Raw genomic sequence first — 16,077 nt, 5'->3', positions numbered from 1 at the left:
ACCGCGATGCGGTCCACTGGATGCATGGATTCCCTGCCCATCGTGCTCCCTGCTTCCCCTGCTCCGCCGCGCCGTGCTCCTTTGCCGATCCTCGCGCCGATCGTTCCTGTGGCCGGCGGGGTCGTGTTGTGGCTGGTGACCGGGTCGGCGTTCGCGCTCTGCTTCGCGGCTCTGGGGCCCCTCATGATGGGGGCCTCGCTGCTGGATGCGACGCGCGCCCGGCGTCGCGAGCACCGCGACAGTGACGCGCGGGCCGAGCGCGAGTGGGCGTTCGCCGAGTCCGAGCTGACACGTCGGCACGATGACGAGCGGACGGCGCTGCGGCTCCGGCACCCGGATGCGGCCGCGTGCCTCGCGCAATCACCGCTGCGCAGCGCGGAACCGCCCGATCCGGCGACACCTGTCGTCGTCGGCGCCGGCAGCGTCTCGAGCAGCGTCCGCTGCAGTGGTGGAGATGATCGACGAGCGAGGGAGTTCCGAGAGCGATGCCGTGTCGTCGACGCGGCGCCGGTCGTGGTCGCGCTCGGCGGCGGAATCTGCCTGCGGGGAGCGCGACCGCTGATCGCCGCCGCTGCACGAGCGCTGGTCGTCCAACTCGGCATGCGCTTCGGCCCGACGCAGCTGGCGCTACGGGGGACGGGCCTGGAAGCGTGTGGGCTGGGGGCTTCACCGCATGCGGCGCGCGGAGGTCGAGGCAGGTTCGCCCTCGCGGTCGATTCGAGCGAGACGACGCGCACGGAGGCGGATGCAGTGATCTGGCTGGCGCCCGCTGACGCGGAGGTCCCAGAGGGCGTGACGACGGTGATCGACATCATCGAACCGCGCAGGGCGAGTCTGCGTACGCCGCACGAAGAAGCCGTGATCGCGGTCGAGTGTCTCTCCTTCGCGCAGGCGGGCGCGATCATGGAAGGCTTCGCCGTGTCAGACGATGCGGCCGCTGTCCTTCCCGACGCCGTGTCGCTGGAAGAGCTGGAGCAGCCGGTCCCGGGGCGTGGCCTGAGCGCGGCGGTCGGACGGAGCGCACGTGGAGAGGTCGTGCTCGACATCGTGGAAGACGGACCGCACGCGATCGTGACGGGCACGACCGGCACTGGCAAGAGCGAACTGCTGGTCAGCTGGGTCACGGCCATCGCCGCTCGCAACGGACCAGACAAGGTGGTCTTCGTCCTGGCCGATTTCAAAGGCGGCACGACATTCGAGCCGTTGCGCGGGCTGAGGCAGGTCGCCGCCGTCATCACCGATCTCGACGAGGAGGGTGCGCGGCGGGGAGTCTCCAGCCTCACCGCAGAGCTGCGACGTCGCGAGAGCGTCCTCGCCGCTGCCGGAGCGCGCGATGTGTGCGAGGTCGACATGCCTCGACTGGTGATCGTCGTCGATGAGTTCGCCGCGCTGCTCTCGGAGCACCCCGATCTGGGGGCCGTGTTCACGGACGTCGCTGCCCGGGGCCGAGCGCTGGGCATTCATCTGATCCTCGGCACCCAGCGGGCAGCGGGCGTCGTGCGGGATGCGTTGGCCGCCAACTGCCCGCTCCGTATCAGTCTTCGCGTCGGCGACCCCGCTGACAGTCGCCTCATGATCGGGTCGGAGGCGGCCTCCGCGCTCCCCGGCGGCGCAGACTCACGCGGTCTCGCGCTCGTGCGTCGACCGGTCGACACCGAGCCCGTCACGATGCGCGTGGCATTGACAGGCGCCGCCGATCTCCACACCGTCGAGCGGCTCTGGGCGGCGGAGGCGCCCCCGCGCAGCCCCTGGCTCGCCGCACTTCCCACGTGCGTGCCCCTCGCCGACCTGGTCGTCTCCGAAGCGGCTGAAGCGGAGACTCTCGTGCTCGGACGCTCCGACGACCCTGCGCATCAGGCGCAGCCTGCCGAGACTCTGCGCTGCGGGGAGGAACGGGGCATCCTGTTCCTCGGCATGCCGGGGTCTGGGCGTACGGCGGCTCTGCGTGCTCTGGCAGTGCAACGTCCGGATGCCGAGTGGGTGCCGAGTGACCCGGAACAGGCATGGGATCTGACGGTCGGGTGGGCGACCGGGAGCCGACGACCACCGTCGTTGGTGCTCTGTGACGACATGGATGCGCTCATCTCCCGGCTGCCGCCTGAATACGCCCAACAGTACGCGCAGTACTGGGAACAGATTCTGCGGAACGGGGCAGGAACGACGTTCGCGGTGACGGCGGCCAGGGCGTCGGGGAGCCTGGGCAGGGTGCTCGAGGTGATCCCGCGGCGGGCGCTGCTGAGGATGCCGACTCGCATCGAGCACCTCGCCGCCGGCGGAGAGGCCTCGTCCTTCGTGCGCGATCGCGTGCCGGGGCGCGCGAGCATGGGTGATCGCGAGGTGCAGTTGGCCTGGGTGCCCGACGATGCCGACGGCACCGACGACCCCGACGGCTCCGATGAGGGCGCGACCGCGGCGGCGTGGACACCCTCCTGCGCGGTGACGGGCGTCATCAGTGCCGGTGCCCGATCGGTCGCGGCTCGCTTGCGCAAGGCTCATCCGTCTTTCGAGGTGATCGTCGCGGGGACGGAAGCGACCGAACCGGATCGCCCCTGCGTCGTCGTGGCAGACGGGGAGACCTGGCAGCGCCACTGGTCTCTCTGGCAGCACATCCGCGCGGACGGCGAGATCGTGATCCGCGCGGAGCATGCCGTAGATCTCCGGCAGCTTGCCGGTGTACGCGAACTCCCGCCCTACGCACGTCCCCATGCAGGTCGAGCCTGGGCGATCATCGGCGCGGGTGCGCCCCGACGTGTCATCATCCCGGAGCTGATGCCCCGATGAACGGGACCCATGGACCGAAGACCTCGACGGGAAGGCGGCGTCAGATCCCGGTCGCCGGCCGGATGGCGCCCACGTCGGCTCCGCCGCCGCTGATCGTGAGGGGGAGTGCTTCGCGAAGAGCCGACACATCGGAGTCGCTCACCCCGCCGGCGCGTGCGAGGAGAGTGGCGGCGACGATCGCCGATGCGCGTGTGGCGCCGTCAAGCATCTTCAAGGCCACGGTCGTGCCGTTCGGCGCGACCATCACCATGACGCCCTCTGCGCCGTGCTTGGCGAAGACTCCGAGCTTCTCGATGGCGACGGTGTCGGGGCGGCCAGGGCCCTCGATGGTCCACGGGTGCTCGCGTACGGCACGCACCAGGGAACCCGCGACGCGGTGGAGCGCGAACGGCGAACGGTCAGACGCCGTGCCTACGCGGTGCAGCGCACGCGCGAGGCCGGTCAGGGTCATCGCGAACACGGGCGCCCCGCAGCCGTCTATCGCGGTGTGCGCGATCTTCTCTCCCGTGAGCCGTTCGACCACCTCGCGGATGTGGGCCTGAAGCGGATGCGCGGGGTCGAGGTATCCGTCGGTGGGCCACCCGGTCGCGACGCACGCGCGCAGCATCGCGGCGTGCTTCCCCGAGCAGTTCATGCGTACGCGACTCGGTTGTCCGTGCTCGCGGACGAGATCATCCCGCGTCGTGGAGTCGCTCGGCCACGAGGCAGGACACCCGAGGGCGTCTTCGGTCAGCCCGCCCTCGGTCAGGATGTCACGCACGACGGAGGCGTGCCGGTCGGTGCCGACGTGGCTCGCCGTGGAGATCGCGAGTTGCTCGCCTTCGAGGACGGCGCCGGCTGTGATGCACGCGATGGCTTGGAGGGGCTTGAGGCTCGAACGCGGCAGGATCAGAGCATCCGTGTTGCCGTGGCGGGCCACGATCTCTCCATCGGACGAGAGGACCACGGCGGCGCCGGCGTGGCGGGATTCGACGAAACCGCTCCGCTCGACGACGGCGAGTTCCACGGAATCCTGAACGGTGAGAGTCTCCAGCACCCGTCAACTCTAGCGTCGGGCGCCCGACGGCTCACCTCCGGCTCGTCGCCCCTGGCAGACTGTCATCATGGCAGAGTCGACCCCCCGCGCCCTCGGCGAACATCACTACGCACTCACGTCCGTCTGGACGGGCAACACGGGCACCGGCACGACGGGCTACCGCGATTATCGGCGCGATGTGACGATCGAGGTGGCGGGGAAGCCCGATCTGCTCGCCTCGGCAGACAAGCCGTTCCGCGGAGATCCGACGCGGTGGAATCCCGAGGACCTCCTGCTCGCCTCGCTCTCGGAGTGCCACCTCCTGTCGTATCTGCACGCGTGCGTCACCGCGGGCGTCGTGGTGGTCTCGTACCGTGACCACGCGACCGGCATGATGCGCGAAGACGGCAGGGGCGGAGGAGCCTTCGTCGAGGTGATGCTGCGGCCCGAGGTCGTCGTCGCGGAGGCGTCGATGATCGAGGCGGCCGAGCGCGCCCATGCGACAGCGAACGAGTGGTGCTTCATCGCGAACTCGATGAACTTCCCGGTGCGCCACGAGGCGAAGGTCAGCGCCGTCGGCTGAGCCACGCGTCGGGTCAGCGACGTTCGTGGGGGAGCGCCTGCTTGATCTTCTCGATCGTGCCCTGTGCCGGCGCCTCGTTGTAGGTGCCAGCGAGCTCCTGTCCGGACAACCCGTGGATCGCGGCCATGATCTCATCGGTCGCGAGGCGACGGGCGCGCCCGCTCGTCGCCGGGCCGTGCGGTGACAGGTCGAGGGGTTCTCCGAAGCGGACCGTGATGCGCTCCTTGAGCGTCGGAACCTTCGCGCCCACCGGCATCACCGTGTCTGTGCCGATCAGCCCCACGGGCACGACGGGAGCACCCGTCTGCAGCGCGAGGAACGCCACGCCGGTGCGGCCCTTGTACAGTCGCCCGTCCGTGGACCGCGTGCCCTCCGGATACAGGGCGACCGCGAGGCCTTCGTCGAGCAGTTGGCGCTGCAGATCGAGCGCATCCAACGCCGCCTGCCCCGCCCCACGTCGCACCGGGATCGCGCCGATGGACTCGAAGAACGTCTTGCTCATCCACCCCTTGAAGCCCGTGCCTTCGAAGTACGACGATTTGGCGAGGAAATGAACCGGACGAGGCGCCGCGACGGGGATCGCGATCGAGTCGATGAAGGAGAGGTGGTTGCTCGCGAAGATGACGGGCCCGGTCAGCGGGACGTTGTCTCGGCCCTCGATCCGCGGACGGTAGACGGTCCGCGCGAGGGGAGTGATGAGGCTGCGACCCAGGGTGTATGCGAGTCCGGCATGACGGGGCTTCGCCGTCTCGGTCGGCGAGGATGCCTCTTCTGACGAGGGTTCGGGCTCGACGGACGGCGCAGAGGTCATCAGAGCAGGCTACTCCGGGATCCATGCCGTCGCGGGAATGAAGATTCGCGCCGCGCCTCCCAGCGAGGGCAAAGGGGTATGGGGGAGGATGGAGTGTCCCGCCCGCGATCCCGAGGTCTCACTGTGCGCAAGCGTCCGCTCATCGTCCTGTCCACCGTCGCCGCGGCGACCTTCCTGCTGGCGGGCTGTGCCGGCAGCTCCGCTCCGTCGAGTTCCGGCACGCCGAGCCCGTCCGCGTCGAGTGCCTGCGCTCTGGACGCGCAGCCCGGTGCCACCTCCGATGCGGTGAAGGTCGAGGGCGAAGGGGCGGACACCAAGGTGACCGTCCCGGCCGATGCCGAGTTCGCGGGCGTCGAGCGCACGGTCGTGTCAGAGGGGGATGGCGAAGAGGTCTACGTCAACGACCTGGTCTCGGTCGAGTACCAGATCGTCGACGCGACCAACAACGAGGTCGTCGACTCGTCGGCGCGGGGTGAGGACGGTCTCCTCCCCGTCCTCCTCGACACCAACCAGTCGTCGCTCTTCGTGGCGGCGCTCGAGTGCGAGCCCGTCGGCTCTCGAATCGTGCTGTCGCTTCCCGGCAGCGCGTTGGGCGAGGGGCAGAACGACGTCGTCGTGTACGCCCAGGCCGTGGAGCACCTGCCCGAGGTCGCGACCGGTACCCCTGTCGACCCGACGCCGGGTATGCCGGCCGTCGAACTCGACGACAAGGGCGCGCCGACCGTGACCATCCCCGACGGAGATGCGCCGGCGGAGACGAAGGTCGCCGTCCTCAAGCAGGGTGATGGGCCGACCGTCGGATCCGGCGACCTCGTCGTCGTGCAGTACCTCGGCGTCAAGTGGTCGGACGGCACGGAGTTCGACTCCAGCTGGAGCCGTGACGCCGCGCCCGCGCAGTTCCAGACCACGGGTGTCGTCGCCGGCTTCCAGAAGGCGCTGGAGGGGCAGAAGGTCGGCTCGCAGGTGGTCGTGGTGATGCCGCCGTCCGACGGCTACGGAGCGAGCGAAGGTCACGAACTCCAGAAGGAGAGCCTCGTGTTCGTGGTCGACATCCTGGCGACCACTCCCGTCCAGCAGTAAGCGGGACGGGGCCGGGCCGTGTCCTAGGCTGGCGTTATGCGTCGCGTCATCGTCCTCGGCTCCACCGGCTCCATCGGCACCCAGGCGCTGGACGTGATCCGCGCCAACCCTCGTCGGTTCGAACTCGTCGGCCTCGCTGCCGGCTCCAACGCGTCGATGCTCGCCGAGCAGGCGGAGCAGTTCCACGTCGAAGACACCGCGCTCGGTGCGGACGAGGCCGAGCAGCTGGTCCGCGATGTGGACGCAGACGTGGTGCTGAACGCGATCACCGGCTCGATCGGTCTCGGCTCGACGCTCGCGGCGCTGAAGGCCGGGCGGACGTTGGCGCTCGCGAACAAGGAGTCGCTGATCGTCGGCGGCGACCTCGTGCTGGCTGCTGCAGCTCCCGATCAGATCGTTCCGGTCGACTCCGAGCACTCCGCTCTCGCGCAGGCTCTGCGTACCGGCACCCACGCCGAGGTGCGGCGCCTCGTCGTGACGGCGTCGGGTGGGCCCTTCCGCGGGCGCAGCCGTGCGGACCTCGTCGACGTGACTCCCGCCGAGGCGCTCGCGCACCCGACCTGGGACATGGGACGCATGGTCACCACCAACTCCGCGACCCTGGTCAACAAGGGGCTGGAGGTCATCGAGGCGCATCTGCTCTTCGACGTGCCGTATGACGACATCGAGGTCGTGGTGCATCCGCAGTCGATCGTGCATTCCATGGTCGAGTTCATCGACGGGTCGACCATCGCCCAGGCATCACCGCCCGACATGAGACTGCCGATCTCGTTGGGCCTGGACTGGCCGCATCGCGTCGGCGGGGTCGGAAAGCCCCTCGACTGGACCGGCGCGACGTCCTGGACGTTCGAGCCCCTCGACGGCGAGGCGTTCCCCTCCGTAGCGCTCGCGAAAGCCGTCGGGCGGGCCGGGGGCACCTTCCCCGCGGTCTACAACGCGGCCAACGAGCAGGCCGTCGACGCCTTCCACGAGGGGCGGTTGCCTTTCCTCGGCATCGTCGACACGATCGCTCGGGTCGTCGACGCCCACGAGGCACCGGACGCACTGACGGTCGAGACGCTCGCCGCTGCCGAAGCCTGGGCGCTCACGACGGCCGATCGGATGATCGCGGCGCGTTGATCCACACGCCGGGCGTGTGACGAGGCCACCGCCGAGCGGTCAGTCCTCGTCAGGGTAGGGAACGGGCCACTTCGAGTCGGGGACCGGCCAGCCGGCGGCGCGCAGCGCTCGGCGCGCGAGCTCTCGCGCCGAGTAGGGAGTGCGCATACCGCGGATGTCGCGGTAGTCCTGATGGCCAGGGCCTGCCCAGAGGATCGCGTCGCCGTCGCCGACCAGGCCGACGGCCGTGATGATGGCGTCCTCCGGAGGCGACGCCTCGTGAATCTCCGCATCCGGTCGTGCCTTGCGTGCGCCCTCGACGAGCGTCGCGCGGATCGAAGCCGGGTCCTCGAAGCGCGGGTGGTGGTCGGTGACCACGAGGATGTCGCTGCCCTCGACGGCGGTGCGTGCCATGTCGAAGCGCTTGCTCGCATCACGGTCGCCGTCGGCGCCGAAGAGCATGAGCACCTTGCCGGGGGTCACGCGGCGGACGGCGGCGAGAGTCTTCTCGAACGCGTCGGGGGAGTGGCCGAAGTCGACGAACACCGCGGGGCCCTGTTCACCGGAGACGAGCTGCGTGCGGCCGGGCAGATACGCGCGGATGCCGCCGTCACGGGTGAGCGCATCGACGATCCGTGTCCACTCGTAGCCGCCCTCGAGCAGCATCACGATGGCGAGGGCGGCGTTGGCGGCCATGTGAGGTCCGATCACCGGCACCGTCGTCGTGAGCGATCCCTCGGGACCGGTCATGGTGAATGTGGTACCGGCGGCGCGCTCCTCGTCGATCACGACGACCCAGTCCGCGGCGGACGCCGATCCGGGGTCAGCCGCGATCGACGGCGTACCCACCGTGACGACGGGGACCTCCGCGCGATCGACGACGATCGCACCGGACGGGGAATCGAGGCAGATGACGCCGCGCTTCGCCCGGTCGGGGCGGAACAGCGGGAGCTTCGCTTCGAAGTACTCCTCCATGTCGGCGTAGTCGTCGAGATGGTCGTGGCTCAGATTGGTGAAGCCCGCGACGTCGAAGCGGATCCCGTCGACCCGGTGGCGTGACAGCGCCTGCGCGCTGACCTCGACCGCGACGGCCTCGACCTCGCGCTCGCGCATCAGAGCGAGCAGCGCATGCATCTCGGACGCCTCGGGCGTCGTCAGACGGGAGACGATGATCTCACCGGCGATGTGCCGTTCGGCGGTGGACGAGAGCCCGGAGACGACGCCGATCTGGTCGAGGATCCCCGCGAGCAGGTGGGAGACGCTGGTCTTGCCGTTGGTGCCCGTGGTCGCGAGCAGCAGGGGGAGCGGGTCGTCTGCTCCGGTGCCGTACACCCAGGCGCTCAGGTCGCCGAGCACGCCGCGCGGATCATCGACGACGATGATCGGGAGCCCCGCGGGCTCCGCGATCAGCGCACCCGGCTCATCGGTGATGACGGCGACGGCGCCCTTCTCCGCGGCCGTCGCGGCGAAGTCCGCGCCATGGCGATTGACGCCCTGGATCGCGACGAACGCCTCTCCGGGGCGGAGATCCGCCGTGGCGAGGGTGATCCCGGAGAGCGAGACCCCTTCGATGTCGCCGCGCACGGCGCGTGCGAAGCGGGAGGCGAGTTCGGACAGCTGACGCCGGGGCGGGTTCGCGGGGCGGAGCACGGGAGGCAGGCTCGGTTGTTGTTCAATCGACATGTCGCCTCCATGATCTCACGACGGCCTGCGGAACCTCTCTGCGGCACGACCCCTCGCGCGCCATCGTGTGACGCGCGAGGAATCGCGAAGCCGTCAGGCGCGGCGTCGGTAGGCGAGCACGGCGACGACGAGTCCTGCGAGCCCGGCCACGAGCCCACCTGCGCCGAGGGCGACGGGCAGCGGATCGGCAGCGTCCGACGATCCCGACGTCGCCTCGACGGACTGCGCATCGTCGTGCTGGCCGTGCGCGCTCGAGGAGTCTGCGGAGACGGACACGACCGGAGCGGGCGCATCGAGGCTGTGCGGATCCTCGCCGTCCTCGGCCAGCTGCGTCCACTCGGTCGATCCCTCGACGCACTCCTGCACCACGGGGAAGGCGAGCGACTCCGGCGTGTTCTCATCCAACCCCACGGACATGCTCACGGCCCCCCGGAGCCCGTTGGGAACAGGAGTGAGAGCGGTGTAGGTGACGGCGCTGACGAGACCGTCGTCGCCGCGCTCGACCTGGATGTCCCAATCGCCGTCCATGGTCGGCGCGACGGATGCGAGCCCGTCCGGCATCGTGATGCGCAGGGCGGTGGTGGGCGAGTCCTCGCAGCCGTGCGAGAACGAGAAGGTGAGAACGCCGTGATCTCCGACAGCGAGTTCGTCGGGGCTGACCCCGACGTGCGCTGAAGCCATCGACGGGAGGGAGACGGCGAGGATCGCGCCACCGATGACGCCGGTGACGGAGAGGGCGGTGCGACGGGTACGGGTGTTACGGGACATGAGAAGACTCCAGTTGCTCGTTCTGCGGGCGCACCACGACGGCGCGCTCACGCGAAAAGGGGACACCGCCAGGAGGTGACGGCGGGTTGCGGTGCGACGGATCGTGGATCAGTCGCGGACGAGCGCAGGAGGGCCTCGACGCCGTACGGTCGCCGAGACGGCGGTGTCGAGAGGTCGGAGAAGCACCGACTGCAGGCGCGGGGGGCGCGGGTGCTCCGCCGGAGCGGCGACGACGGCACGGCCGAGCACGGCCTCGACCCAGCGGGCGACGGCGCGGACGGTCGTCTCGCCGCGCCAGACGAGGAGGATGGTCAATGCGGCGGCGACCGCGTGAGCGAGCAGCATCGTCGCACCGGGTGCTGTGGCGGCCTCGGTCGATCCGAGTGCCGTGAGATCGATGACGTGAGTGTGACAGATCGAGGTCCGGGGAGCGGGGCCCGTCGGCGACCCGAGCGCCTGGAACAGGAGGTGGAAGACGGTTTGCGAGAGGACGACCGCGACCGCGACGCGGACGCGTGATCGGCGCAGACCCACCAGCACGGCCGAGAACGGGGTGAGAAGTGTCGCGACCGCGAGGATCAACAGCGGGTGCGGAGCGACGCCGCCACCGAGCGTGTGCGAGACCGCCGCGAGCAGCGTCGCGACGGTGGAGACGACGGCAGCGCGCACGAGTCGCAGCTGACGGGCATTCACCCTCACAGCCTAGCCGCGCCGACGGCGCCGGGCAGATTCCTAGCTGGGGGCAGTAGCGTTGGCACGTGGAAATCCTGCTCTACCTGGGCGGCATCCTCTTCATGCTGATCGGCCTCGGGGTCTCGATCGGTCTGCACGAGGTCGGCCATCTCGTCCCCGCGAAGCTCTTCGGCGTACGCGTCGGCCAGTACATGATCGGGTTCGGGCCCCGCCTCTGGTCGAAGCGCATCGGCGAGACCGAGTACGGCTTCAAGGTGCTTCCGCTCGGGGGCTTCATCTCGATGTCCGGGATGTACCCGCCGTCGAAGAACTCCCGTGCGGCGACGGGCGTGTTCCGCTCCCTGATCCAGGACGCCCGCTCCGCCAACGACGAGACCATCGCCGAGGGCGCGGAGGACCGCGTCTTCTATCGCCTCCCCGTGTGGAAGCGCGTCATCGTGATGCTCGGCGGACCGCTGATGAACCTCTTCCTCGCGGTCGTCGTGTTCACCGTGCTCCTCTCCGGAATCGGCTTGCAGCAGGGCACGACCACGATCTCCGCGGTGAGCGAGTGCGTCCTGCCGTCCTCCTCCACGGCGACCGAGTGCGCGGCAGATGACCCTGAGTCCCCGGCCGCCGAGGCCGGAGTGCAGCCGGGAGACGTGCTCGTCGCCGTCGACGGACGCCCGGTGTCGACTTTCGCCGATGCGACGGCGATCATCCAGTCCTCGCCAGGGGAGGCGCTCGACGTCGTGGTGCGGCGCGACGGCAGCGAGGAGTCGTTGACTCTGACGCCGATCGCTGCGGAGCGGACGATCACAGACGCCAGCGGCGCGCCGGTGCTGGATGAGGACGGCGCACCCGTGGTGAAGGAGGTCGGGTATGCGGGCATGTTCTCCCAGATGGGATACGTGCAGCAGCCCCTCGCCGCCGGACCGGAGATGGCAGCCGAGAACGTCGGCAGGGTCGCCTCCCTGATCGTGACACTGCCGGTACGGCTCTGGGACATCGGCGTCTCGCTGGTGACCGGGGGCGAGCGCGACCCCAACGGGCCGCTGAGCGTGGTCGGGGTCGGTCGTCTCGCTGGCGAGGTCGCGGCGACCGATGCGCCCATCCTCAACCGGTTCGCGACCCTGTTGGGACTGCTGGGCTCGTTGAACATCGCCCTCTTCGTGTTCAACCTGATCCCACTGCTGCCGCTGGACGGCGGACACGTCGTGGTCGCGCTGTGGGACGGCGTCAAGCGGGCGTGGGCCAAGCTCTTCCGACGGCCGCCTCCGGCACCCGTCGACGCCACGAAGCTCGTGCCGCTGACCGTCGTCGTCGCGGTGCTCCTGATCGCGATGGGCGCGTTGCTCCTGATCGCCGACGTGTTCAACCCGGTGGATCTGCTGGGCTGAACGTCCGACGGGCCATCACCCGAGCGCGTGGGCGACCAGACGCTCGAGAGTCCTTATGCCGTCGCGCGACAGGATCGATTCGAGGTGTCCCTGCACGGACGCGAAGCGCGGGCCGCGCAGGGCGTAGACATCGCCGGATGTCGGATCCGCAGAGACCGCCACCGGTCCGATGGCGGTCGTGCCAGGCGCGACCCGGGCGGTGAAGGTGTTGTAGAAGCCGATCGAGGCATCTTCACCGAACACCGGCACGGACTTCTGCAGGCCCTGGTGCGGGGCGTCGAGCGGTGTGAGCGGGATGTCGAACCTGTCGGCGAGGATCTGGTGGCTGAGGCACACCGCGATCAGAGGGTTCCCTGCGGCGAGTCGGCCGGCCACCACTTCGCGCATGCGAGCGATGCGTGCGTTGTCCGTGTCTCGCGGATCCCCGGGGCCCGGCCCTGCGACCACGACGTCGGCCTTCTCCAACTCCGCGTCCTTCGCCTGGTTCCACGGGGCGATCGTGACGTCGAGCCCGAGGTGACGGAGTTGGTGGGCGAGCATCGTGGTGAACCGATCCTCGGCGTCGACGACCACGGCGGTGCGCCCGACGAACGGCCCCGTGAAGTCTTCGCCCTGCGGGTTGAGCCAGAACTCCGCCAGGCGCGCGTTGCGCGAGGACAGCAGCGCGGCGACCGTCGGATCGTCGGCGAGAACGTGCTGCTGCGTCGGGGCATCGGCGTCGCTGCGGGCCTCCGCTGCCCGGTCTCGGTCGATGGCGCCGATCGCGCCCAGCACGCCGGCGGCCTTTCCGTGAGTCTCCGACACTTCGCCCTGCGGGTCGGAGTGCCGGACGAGGGTTGCGCCGACGGGGACGCTGAGGGCGCCGTCTCGCAGATAGACCGTGCGGATGAGGATCGGTGCGTCGAGGTCGTGGCCGCCGTCCGCGTTCGGGGTGAACAGTGCGGCGACGCCCGAGTAGTAACCGCGGGGCTTCTTCTCGTGGCGGCGGATCACGGCGCACGCGTTCTGCATCGGGGAGCCGGTGACGGTGGGGGCGAACATCGTCTCGCGCAGGATGTCGCGCGGGTCGAGGGTGCTGCGTCCGCGGAGCATGTACTCGGTGTGTGTGAGTCGCGACATCTCTTTGAGGTGGGGCCCGGTGATGCGCCCGCCGTCGGAGCACACAGCGCTCATCATCTTGAGCTCCTCGTCCACGACCATGAACAGCTCCTCGGTCTCCTTCGCGGAGGAGAGGAACTCGACGAGGGTGTCCTTGGTGGCGCCGCCGGCAGGATGACGGAACGTGCCGGAGATCGGGTTCATCGTGACGACGCCCTCGCGGGCGACGACGTGCGCCTCGGGGCTCGCGCCGACGGCGATGTGCCCTGGCGTGAAGACCGCGAACGTCCAATAGGCGCCACGCTCGTGCGTGAGCAGCGCGCGGAACCAGGTGAGTGCGGCCGTGCGGTCGTCGACATCGATGCTCGCGGTGAAATCGCGTCGGATGACGAAGTTCGCCCCCTCGCCCCGACCGATCTCCTCGGCGATGACTTTCTCGACGATCGTCGCGTAGTCCTCGTCCGCGATGTCGAAACCGTCGTCGTGCAGCGGAACCGGGGCGTCGGGCAGCGCCGTGAGGAGCTCGCGGGTCGGCAGATGGAGATGCTCGTCGACGATCACGCAGCGCAACGGAGCGCCGTCGTCCTGCGCCACGAACCCGCGCTCGCGCACCTGGCGATAGGGGACCATGGCGAAGACCTCGCGCGGTGTGCCGCCGATCGTCAGCGGGATGTCGGCGAGCAGGTCGACGTCGACGACGTCGCCGCTGAGCAGCTCCACGGTGTCCGCGCCGTCGCGCGCGATCAGCACGAAGGATGCCGCCGGGTCAGCGCTGAGCTCGGCGAGTCGTGAGAGGGTCATGGCTGTCTCCTGTGCAAGGCTCCGGCTCGGCGCAACGAAAAGACCGCCCCGGAGGCGGTCTGGATTCGTGGGAACGCGAACACACCGCCTAGGAGGCGGGCCACCAGGTGAAGTTCGCGAACATGGGCCGAAACTACCACACCGGCGGTGTGCGCCCCTGGCGCATGACATGGCGCGGTCGTCCAGCCCGCATGCATCCTGGCGGCGTAGGCTGTGAGCGTGCCAGCAGTGAACCTCGGAATGCCGAAGATCCCCGAAGTCCTCGCCCCGCGCCGCAAGTCCCGGCAGATCAAGGTGGGCAAGGTGCTCGTGGGCGGCGACGCTCCCGTCAGCGTCCAGTCGATGACGACCACGAAGACGACCGACATCAACGGGACGCTGCAGCAGATCGCCGAGCTCACCGCGTCGGGTTGCGAGATCGTGCGCGTCGCGGTTCCGCACCAGGACGACGCCGACGCGCTCAAGATCATCGCGATGAAGAGCCAGATCCCCGTCATCGCCGACATCCACTTCCAGCCGCGGTACATCTATACGGCCATCGACGCCGGATGTGGGGCTGTCCGCGTGAACCCCGGCAACATCCGGGAGTTCGACGGCAATGTCGGCAAGATCGCAGAGGCCGCCAAGGCTGCGGGCGTCTCGCTGCGCATCGGCGTGAACGCGGGATCGCTGGATCGCCGGATCCTCACCAAGTACGGCAAGGCCACGGCGGAGGCTCTGGTCGAGAGCGCCGTCTGGGAAGCGTCGCTGTTCGAGGAGCACGATTTCCACGACTTCAAGATCTCGGTCAAGCACAACGATCCGATCGTGATGGTCAAGGCCTACCGCCAGCTCGCCGAGCGGGGTGACTGGCCCCTGCACCTCGGCGTGACCGAGGCGGGACCGGCGTTCCAGGGCACGATCAAGAGCGCGACGGCGTTCGGCATCCTGCTCGGCGAGGGCATCGGCGACACCATCCGCGTCTCCCTGTCGGCACCGCCGGCAGAAGAGGTCAAGGTCGGGCATCAGATCCTGCAGTCGCTCAACCTTCGGGAGCGCAAGCTCGAGATCGTCTCGTGCCCGTCGTGCGGTCGCGCCCAGGTCGACGTCTACACCCTCGCGGAAGACGTCACCGAGGGACTCAAGGACATGACCGTTCCGCTTCGTGTCGCCGTCATGGGCTGCGTCGTGAACGGACCTGGTGAGGCCCGCGAGGCCGACCTCGGGGTCGCGTCGGGCAACGGCAAGGGACAGATCTTCGTCAAGGGCGAGGTCATCAAGACGGTGCCGGAGGCCGATATCGTCGCGACGCTGATCGAAGAGGCCAACCGGATCGCTGCGGAGATGGGCCCTGGCGCCCCGCTCGGCACCGCCCAGGTCGTCACGGCCTGAAACCCCGTGCCACGAGACGGCAGCGTCGTCGCACCGAGGAGAGCCATGTCGACACCCACCATCGTGACCTTCCCGGGCGGGGCCGTCACGGGCTCCGGCACCGTCACGCGCGTCGAGCACAGCCCGGAAGGAGCCGTGGTGATCGTCGACACCACGCCTTTCCACCCCGTGGACCACACCTGGCCCGACCAACCGGGTGACCGCGGCTCGCTCACCGTCGGAGCCGAGTCTGCGCCGGTCGCCGAGGCGGTCATGGTCGCCGCTTCGGACGAGGGGGCGTTCGCCGTCGGAAGCGATATCCCCGTCAAGCGCGGCGCCGAAGGCTGGACCTGGCTCGTGGGGCACCGGATCGAGGGCGAGCCCCCAGCCGCGCTCGTCGAAGGAGCACCCGTGGGCATGTCGGTCGACGTCGTGCATCGGGACGGCCTCAGCCGCGGCCACACCGCGTGCCACCTCGCTTCTCTCGCCCTCGATCTGGCTCTCGCAGATCTGTGGCGCAAGGACCCCGGGCAGGACGCGATCGGTAACCCCGACTTCGAAGGTCGCGCGAATCAGTCCAGCCGCATCCGCGAAGACGGGGCGGTCGATGAGTATCGCCTCGGGAAGAGCCTTCGTCGCGCGGGTTTCGACACCGAGACGTTCGCTGCGACGCTCGCCGACCGCGAGGAGCGGATCAACGCGCAGCTCGCCGCATGGATCGCGACGGGTGCCTCCAGCCGGATCGAGACGGAGGGCCCGACGATCGTGAACAAGCGTCGCTGGCACTGCGAGCTGCCCGAAGCCGAAGCGGTGATCCTGTGCGGTGGCACCCATGTGACGTCGCTCGCCGAGTTCTCCTCGATCTCCGTGTCGCTCGATCTGAGCGATCCGCAGCTGCTGGTGATGACGACGGCGGCGACGGCAGCGGTCTGATCGC

The 16,077-nt window shown here is 69.5% G+C and carries 13 protein-coding genes; 7 read left to right on the top strand and 6 right to left on the bottom strand.

All coding sequences use genetic code 11. The features are described 5' to 3' along the window. Positions 1–24 precede the first annotated feature (24 nt). Positions 25–2,781, top strand: coding sequence for an FtsK/SpoIIIE domain-containing protein (locus tag AB0E56_RS12795; RefSeq protein ID WP_359799433.1), 2,757 nt, complete (start codon positions 25–27; stop codon positions 2,779–2,781). A 40-nt stretch (positions 2,782–2,821) separates the two neighbouring features. Here AB0E56_RS12795 and AB0E56_RS12790 read toward each other — a convergent pair whose 3' ends face one another. Then, on the bottom strand, positions 2,822–3,817 hold the full coding sequence (locus tag AB0E56_RS12790; protein ID WP_359799431.1) for an asparaginase: 996 nt from the start codon (positions 3,815–3,817) through the stop codon (positions 2,822–2,824). Between the two features lie 67 nt (positions 3,818–3,884). On the opposite strand from AB0E56_RS12790, the gene AB0E56_RS12785 reads away from it, so the two are divergent. Beyond that, the gene (locus tag AB0E56_RS12785) at positions 3,885–4,379 is read left to right on the top strand and encodes an OsmC family protein (protein WP_359799429.1); all 495 of its coding nucleotides are present in this window, start codon (positions 3,885–3,887) and stop codon (positions 4,377–4,379) included. A 13-nt stretch (positions 4,380–4,392) separates the two neighbouring features. On the opposite strand, the gene AB0E56_RS12780 is transcribed toward AB0E56_RS12785, so the two are convergent. Further along, positions 4,393–5,190, bottom strand: a complete 798-nt coding sequence (locus AB0E56_RS12780) for a lysophospholipid acyltransferase family protein (RefSeq protein WP_359799427.1) — start codon at positions 5,188–5,190, stop codon at positions 4,393–4,395. A 123-nt stretch (positions 5,191–5,313) separates the two neighbouring features. On the opposite strand from AB0E56_RS12780, the gene AB0E56_RS12775 reads away from it, so the two are divergent. Continuing rightward, a complete protein-coding gene (locus AB0E56_RS12775; protein WP_359799426.1) occupies positions 5,314–6,270 on the top strand; it encodes an FKBP-type peptidyl-prolyl cis-trans isomerase in 957 nt (318 codons plus the stop codon). Positions 6,271–6,306: 36 nt separating this feature from the next. Then, positions 6,307–7,389, top strand: a complete 1,083-nt coding sequence (gene dxr / locus AB0E56_RS12770) for a 1-deoxy-D-xylulose-5-phosphate reductoisomerase (protein WP_359799425.1) — start codon at positions 6,307–6,309, stop codon at positions 7,387–7,389. 39 nt (positions 7,390–7,428) lie between these two features. Here the strand turns inward: dxr and AB0E56_RS12765 are convergent, their stop codons facing one another. The 3 genes from AB0E56_RS12765 to AB0E56_RS12755 form a co-directional block, all read right to left on the bottom strand. Continuing rightward, on the bottom strand, positions 7,429–9,051 hold the full coding sequence (locus tag AB0E56_RS12765; protein WP_359799423.1) for a UDP-N-acetylmuramoyl-L-alanyl-D-glutamate--2,6-diaminopimelate ligase: 1,623 nt from the start codon (positions 9,049–9,051) through the stop codon (positions 7,429–7,431). A 93-nt stretch (positions 9,052–9,144) separates the two neighbouring features. After that, positions 9,145–9,819, bottom strand: coding sequence for a YcnI family protein (locus AB0E56_RS12760; protein ID WP_359799421.1), 675 nt, complete (start codon positions 9,817–9,819; stop codon positions 9,145–9,147). 108 nt (positions 9,820–9,927) lie between these two features. Then, a complete protein-coding gene (locus AB0E56_RS12755) occupies positions 9,928–10,512 on the bottom strand; it encodes a hypothetical protein (protein ID WP_359799419.1) in 585 nt (194 codons plus the stop codon). Between the two features lie 65 nt (positions 10,513–10,577). On the opposite strand from AB0E56_RS12755, the gene AB0E56_RS12750 reads away from it, so the two are divergent. Then, positions 10,578–11,891 carry a site-2 protease family protein gene (locus AB0E56_RS12750; protein ID WP_359799418.1) on the top strand — a complete coding sequence of 438 codons (1,314 nt, stop codon included), beginning with the start codon at positions 10,578–10,580 and terminating at the stop codon, positions 11,889–11,891. A gap of 15 nt (positions 11,892–11,906) precedes the next feature. Here the strand turns inward: AB0E56_RS12750 and AB0E56_RS12745 are convergent, their stop codons facing one another. Continuing rightward, a complete protein-coding gene (locus AB0E56_RS12745; RefSeq protein ID WP_359799416.1) occupies positions 11,907–13,790 on the bottom strand; it encodes a chorismate-binding protein in 1,884 nt (627 codons plus the stop codon). Positions 13,791–14,030: 240 nt separating this feature from the next. Between AB0E56_RS12745 and ispG the strand changes: the two genes are divergently transcribed. Both ispG and AB0E56_RS12735 read left to right on the top strand, forming a co-directional pair. Next, positions 14,031–15,161, top strand: coding sequence for a flavodoxin-dependent (E)-4-hydroxy-3-methylbut-2-enyl-diphosphate synthase (gene ispG, locus AB0E56_RS12740; protein ID WP_359800062.1), 1,131 nt, complete (start codon positions 14,031–14,033; stop codon positions 15,159–15,161). A gap of 45 nt (positions 15,162–15,206) precedes the next feature. Next, positions 15,207–16,073, top strand: a complete 867-nt coding sequence (locus AB0E56_RS12735; protein ID WP_359799414.1) for a hypothetical protein — start codon at positions 15,207–15,209, stop codon at positions 16,071–16,073. Positions 16,074–16,077 lie beyond the last annotated feature (4 nt).

The organism is Microbacterium sp. NPDC028030, from assembly GCF_040637855.1.
Classification (GTDB): Bacteria; Actinomycetota; Actinomycetes; order Actinomycetales; family Microbacteriaceae; genus Microbacterium.
Note: the sequence above shows the minus strand (reverse complement) of the source record. Positions and strands in the feature narration are given on the sequence as shown.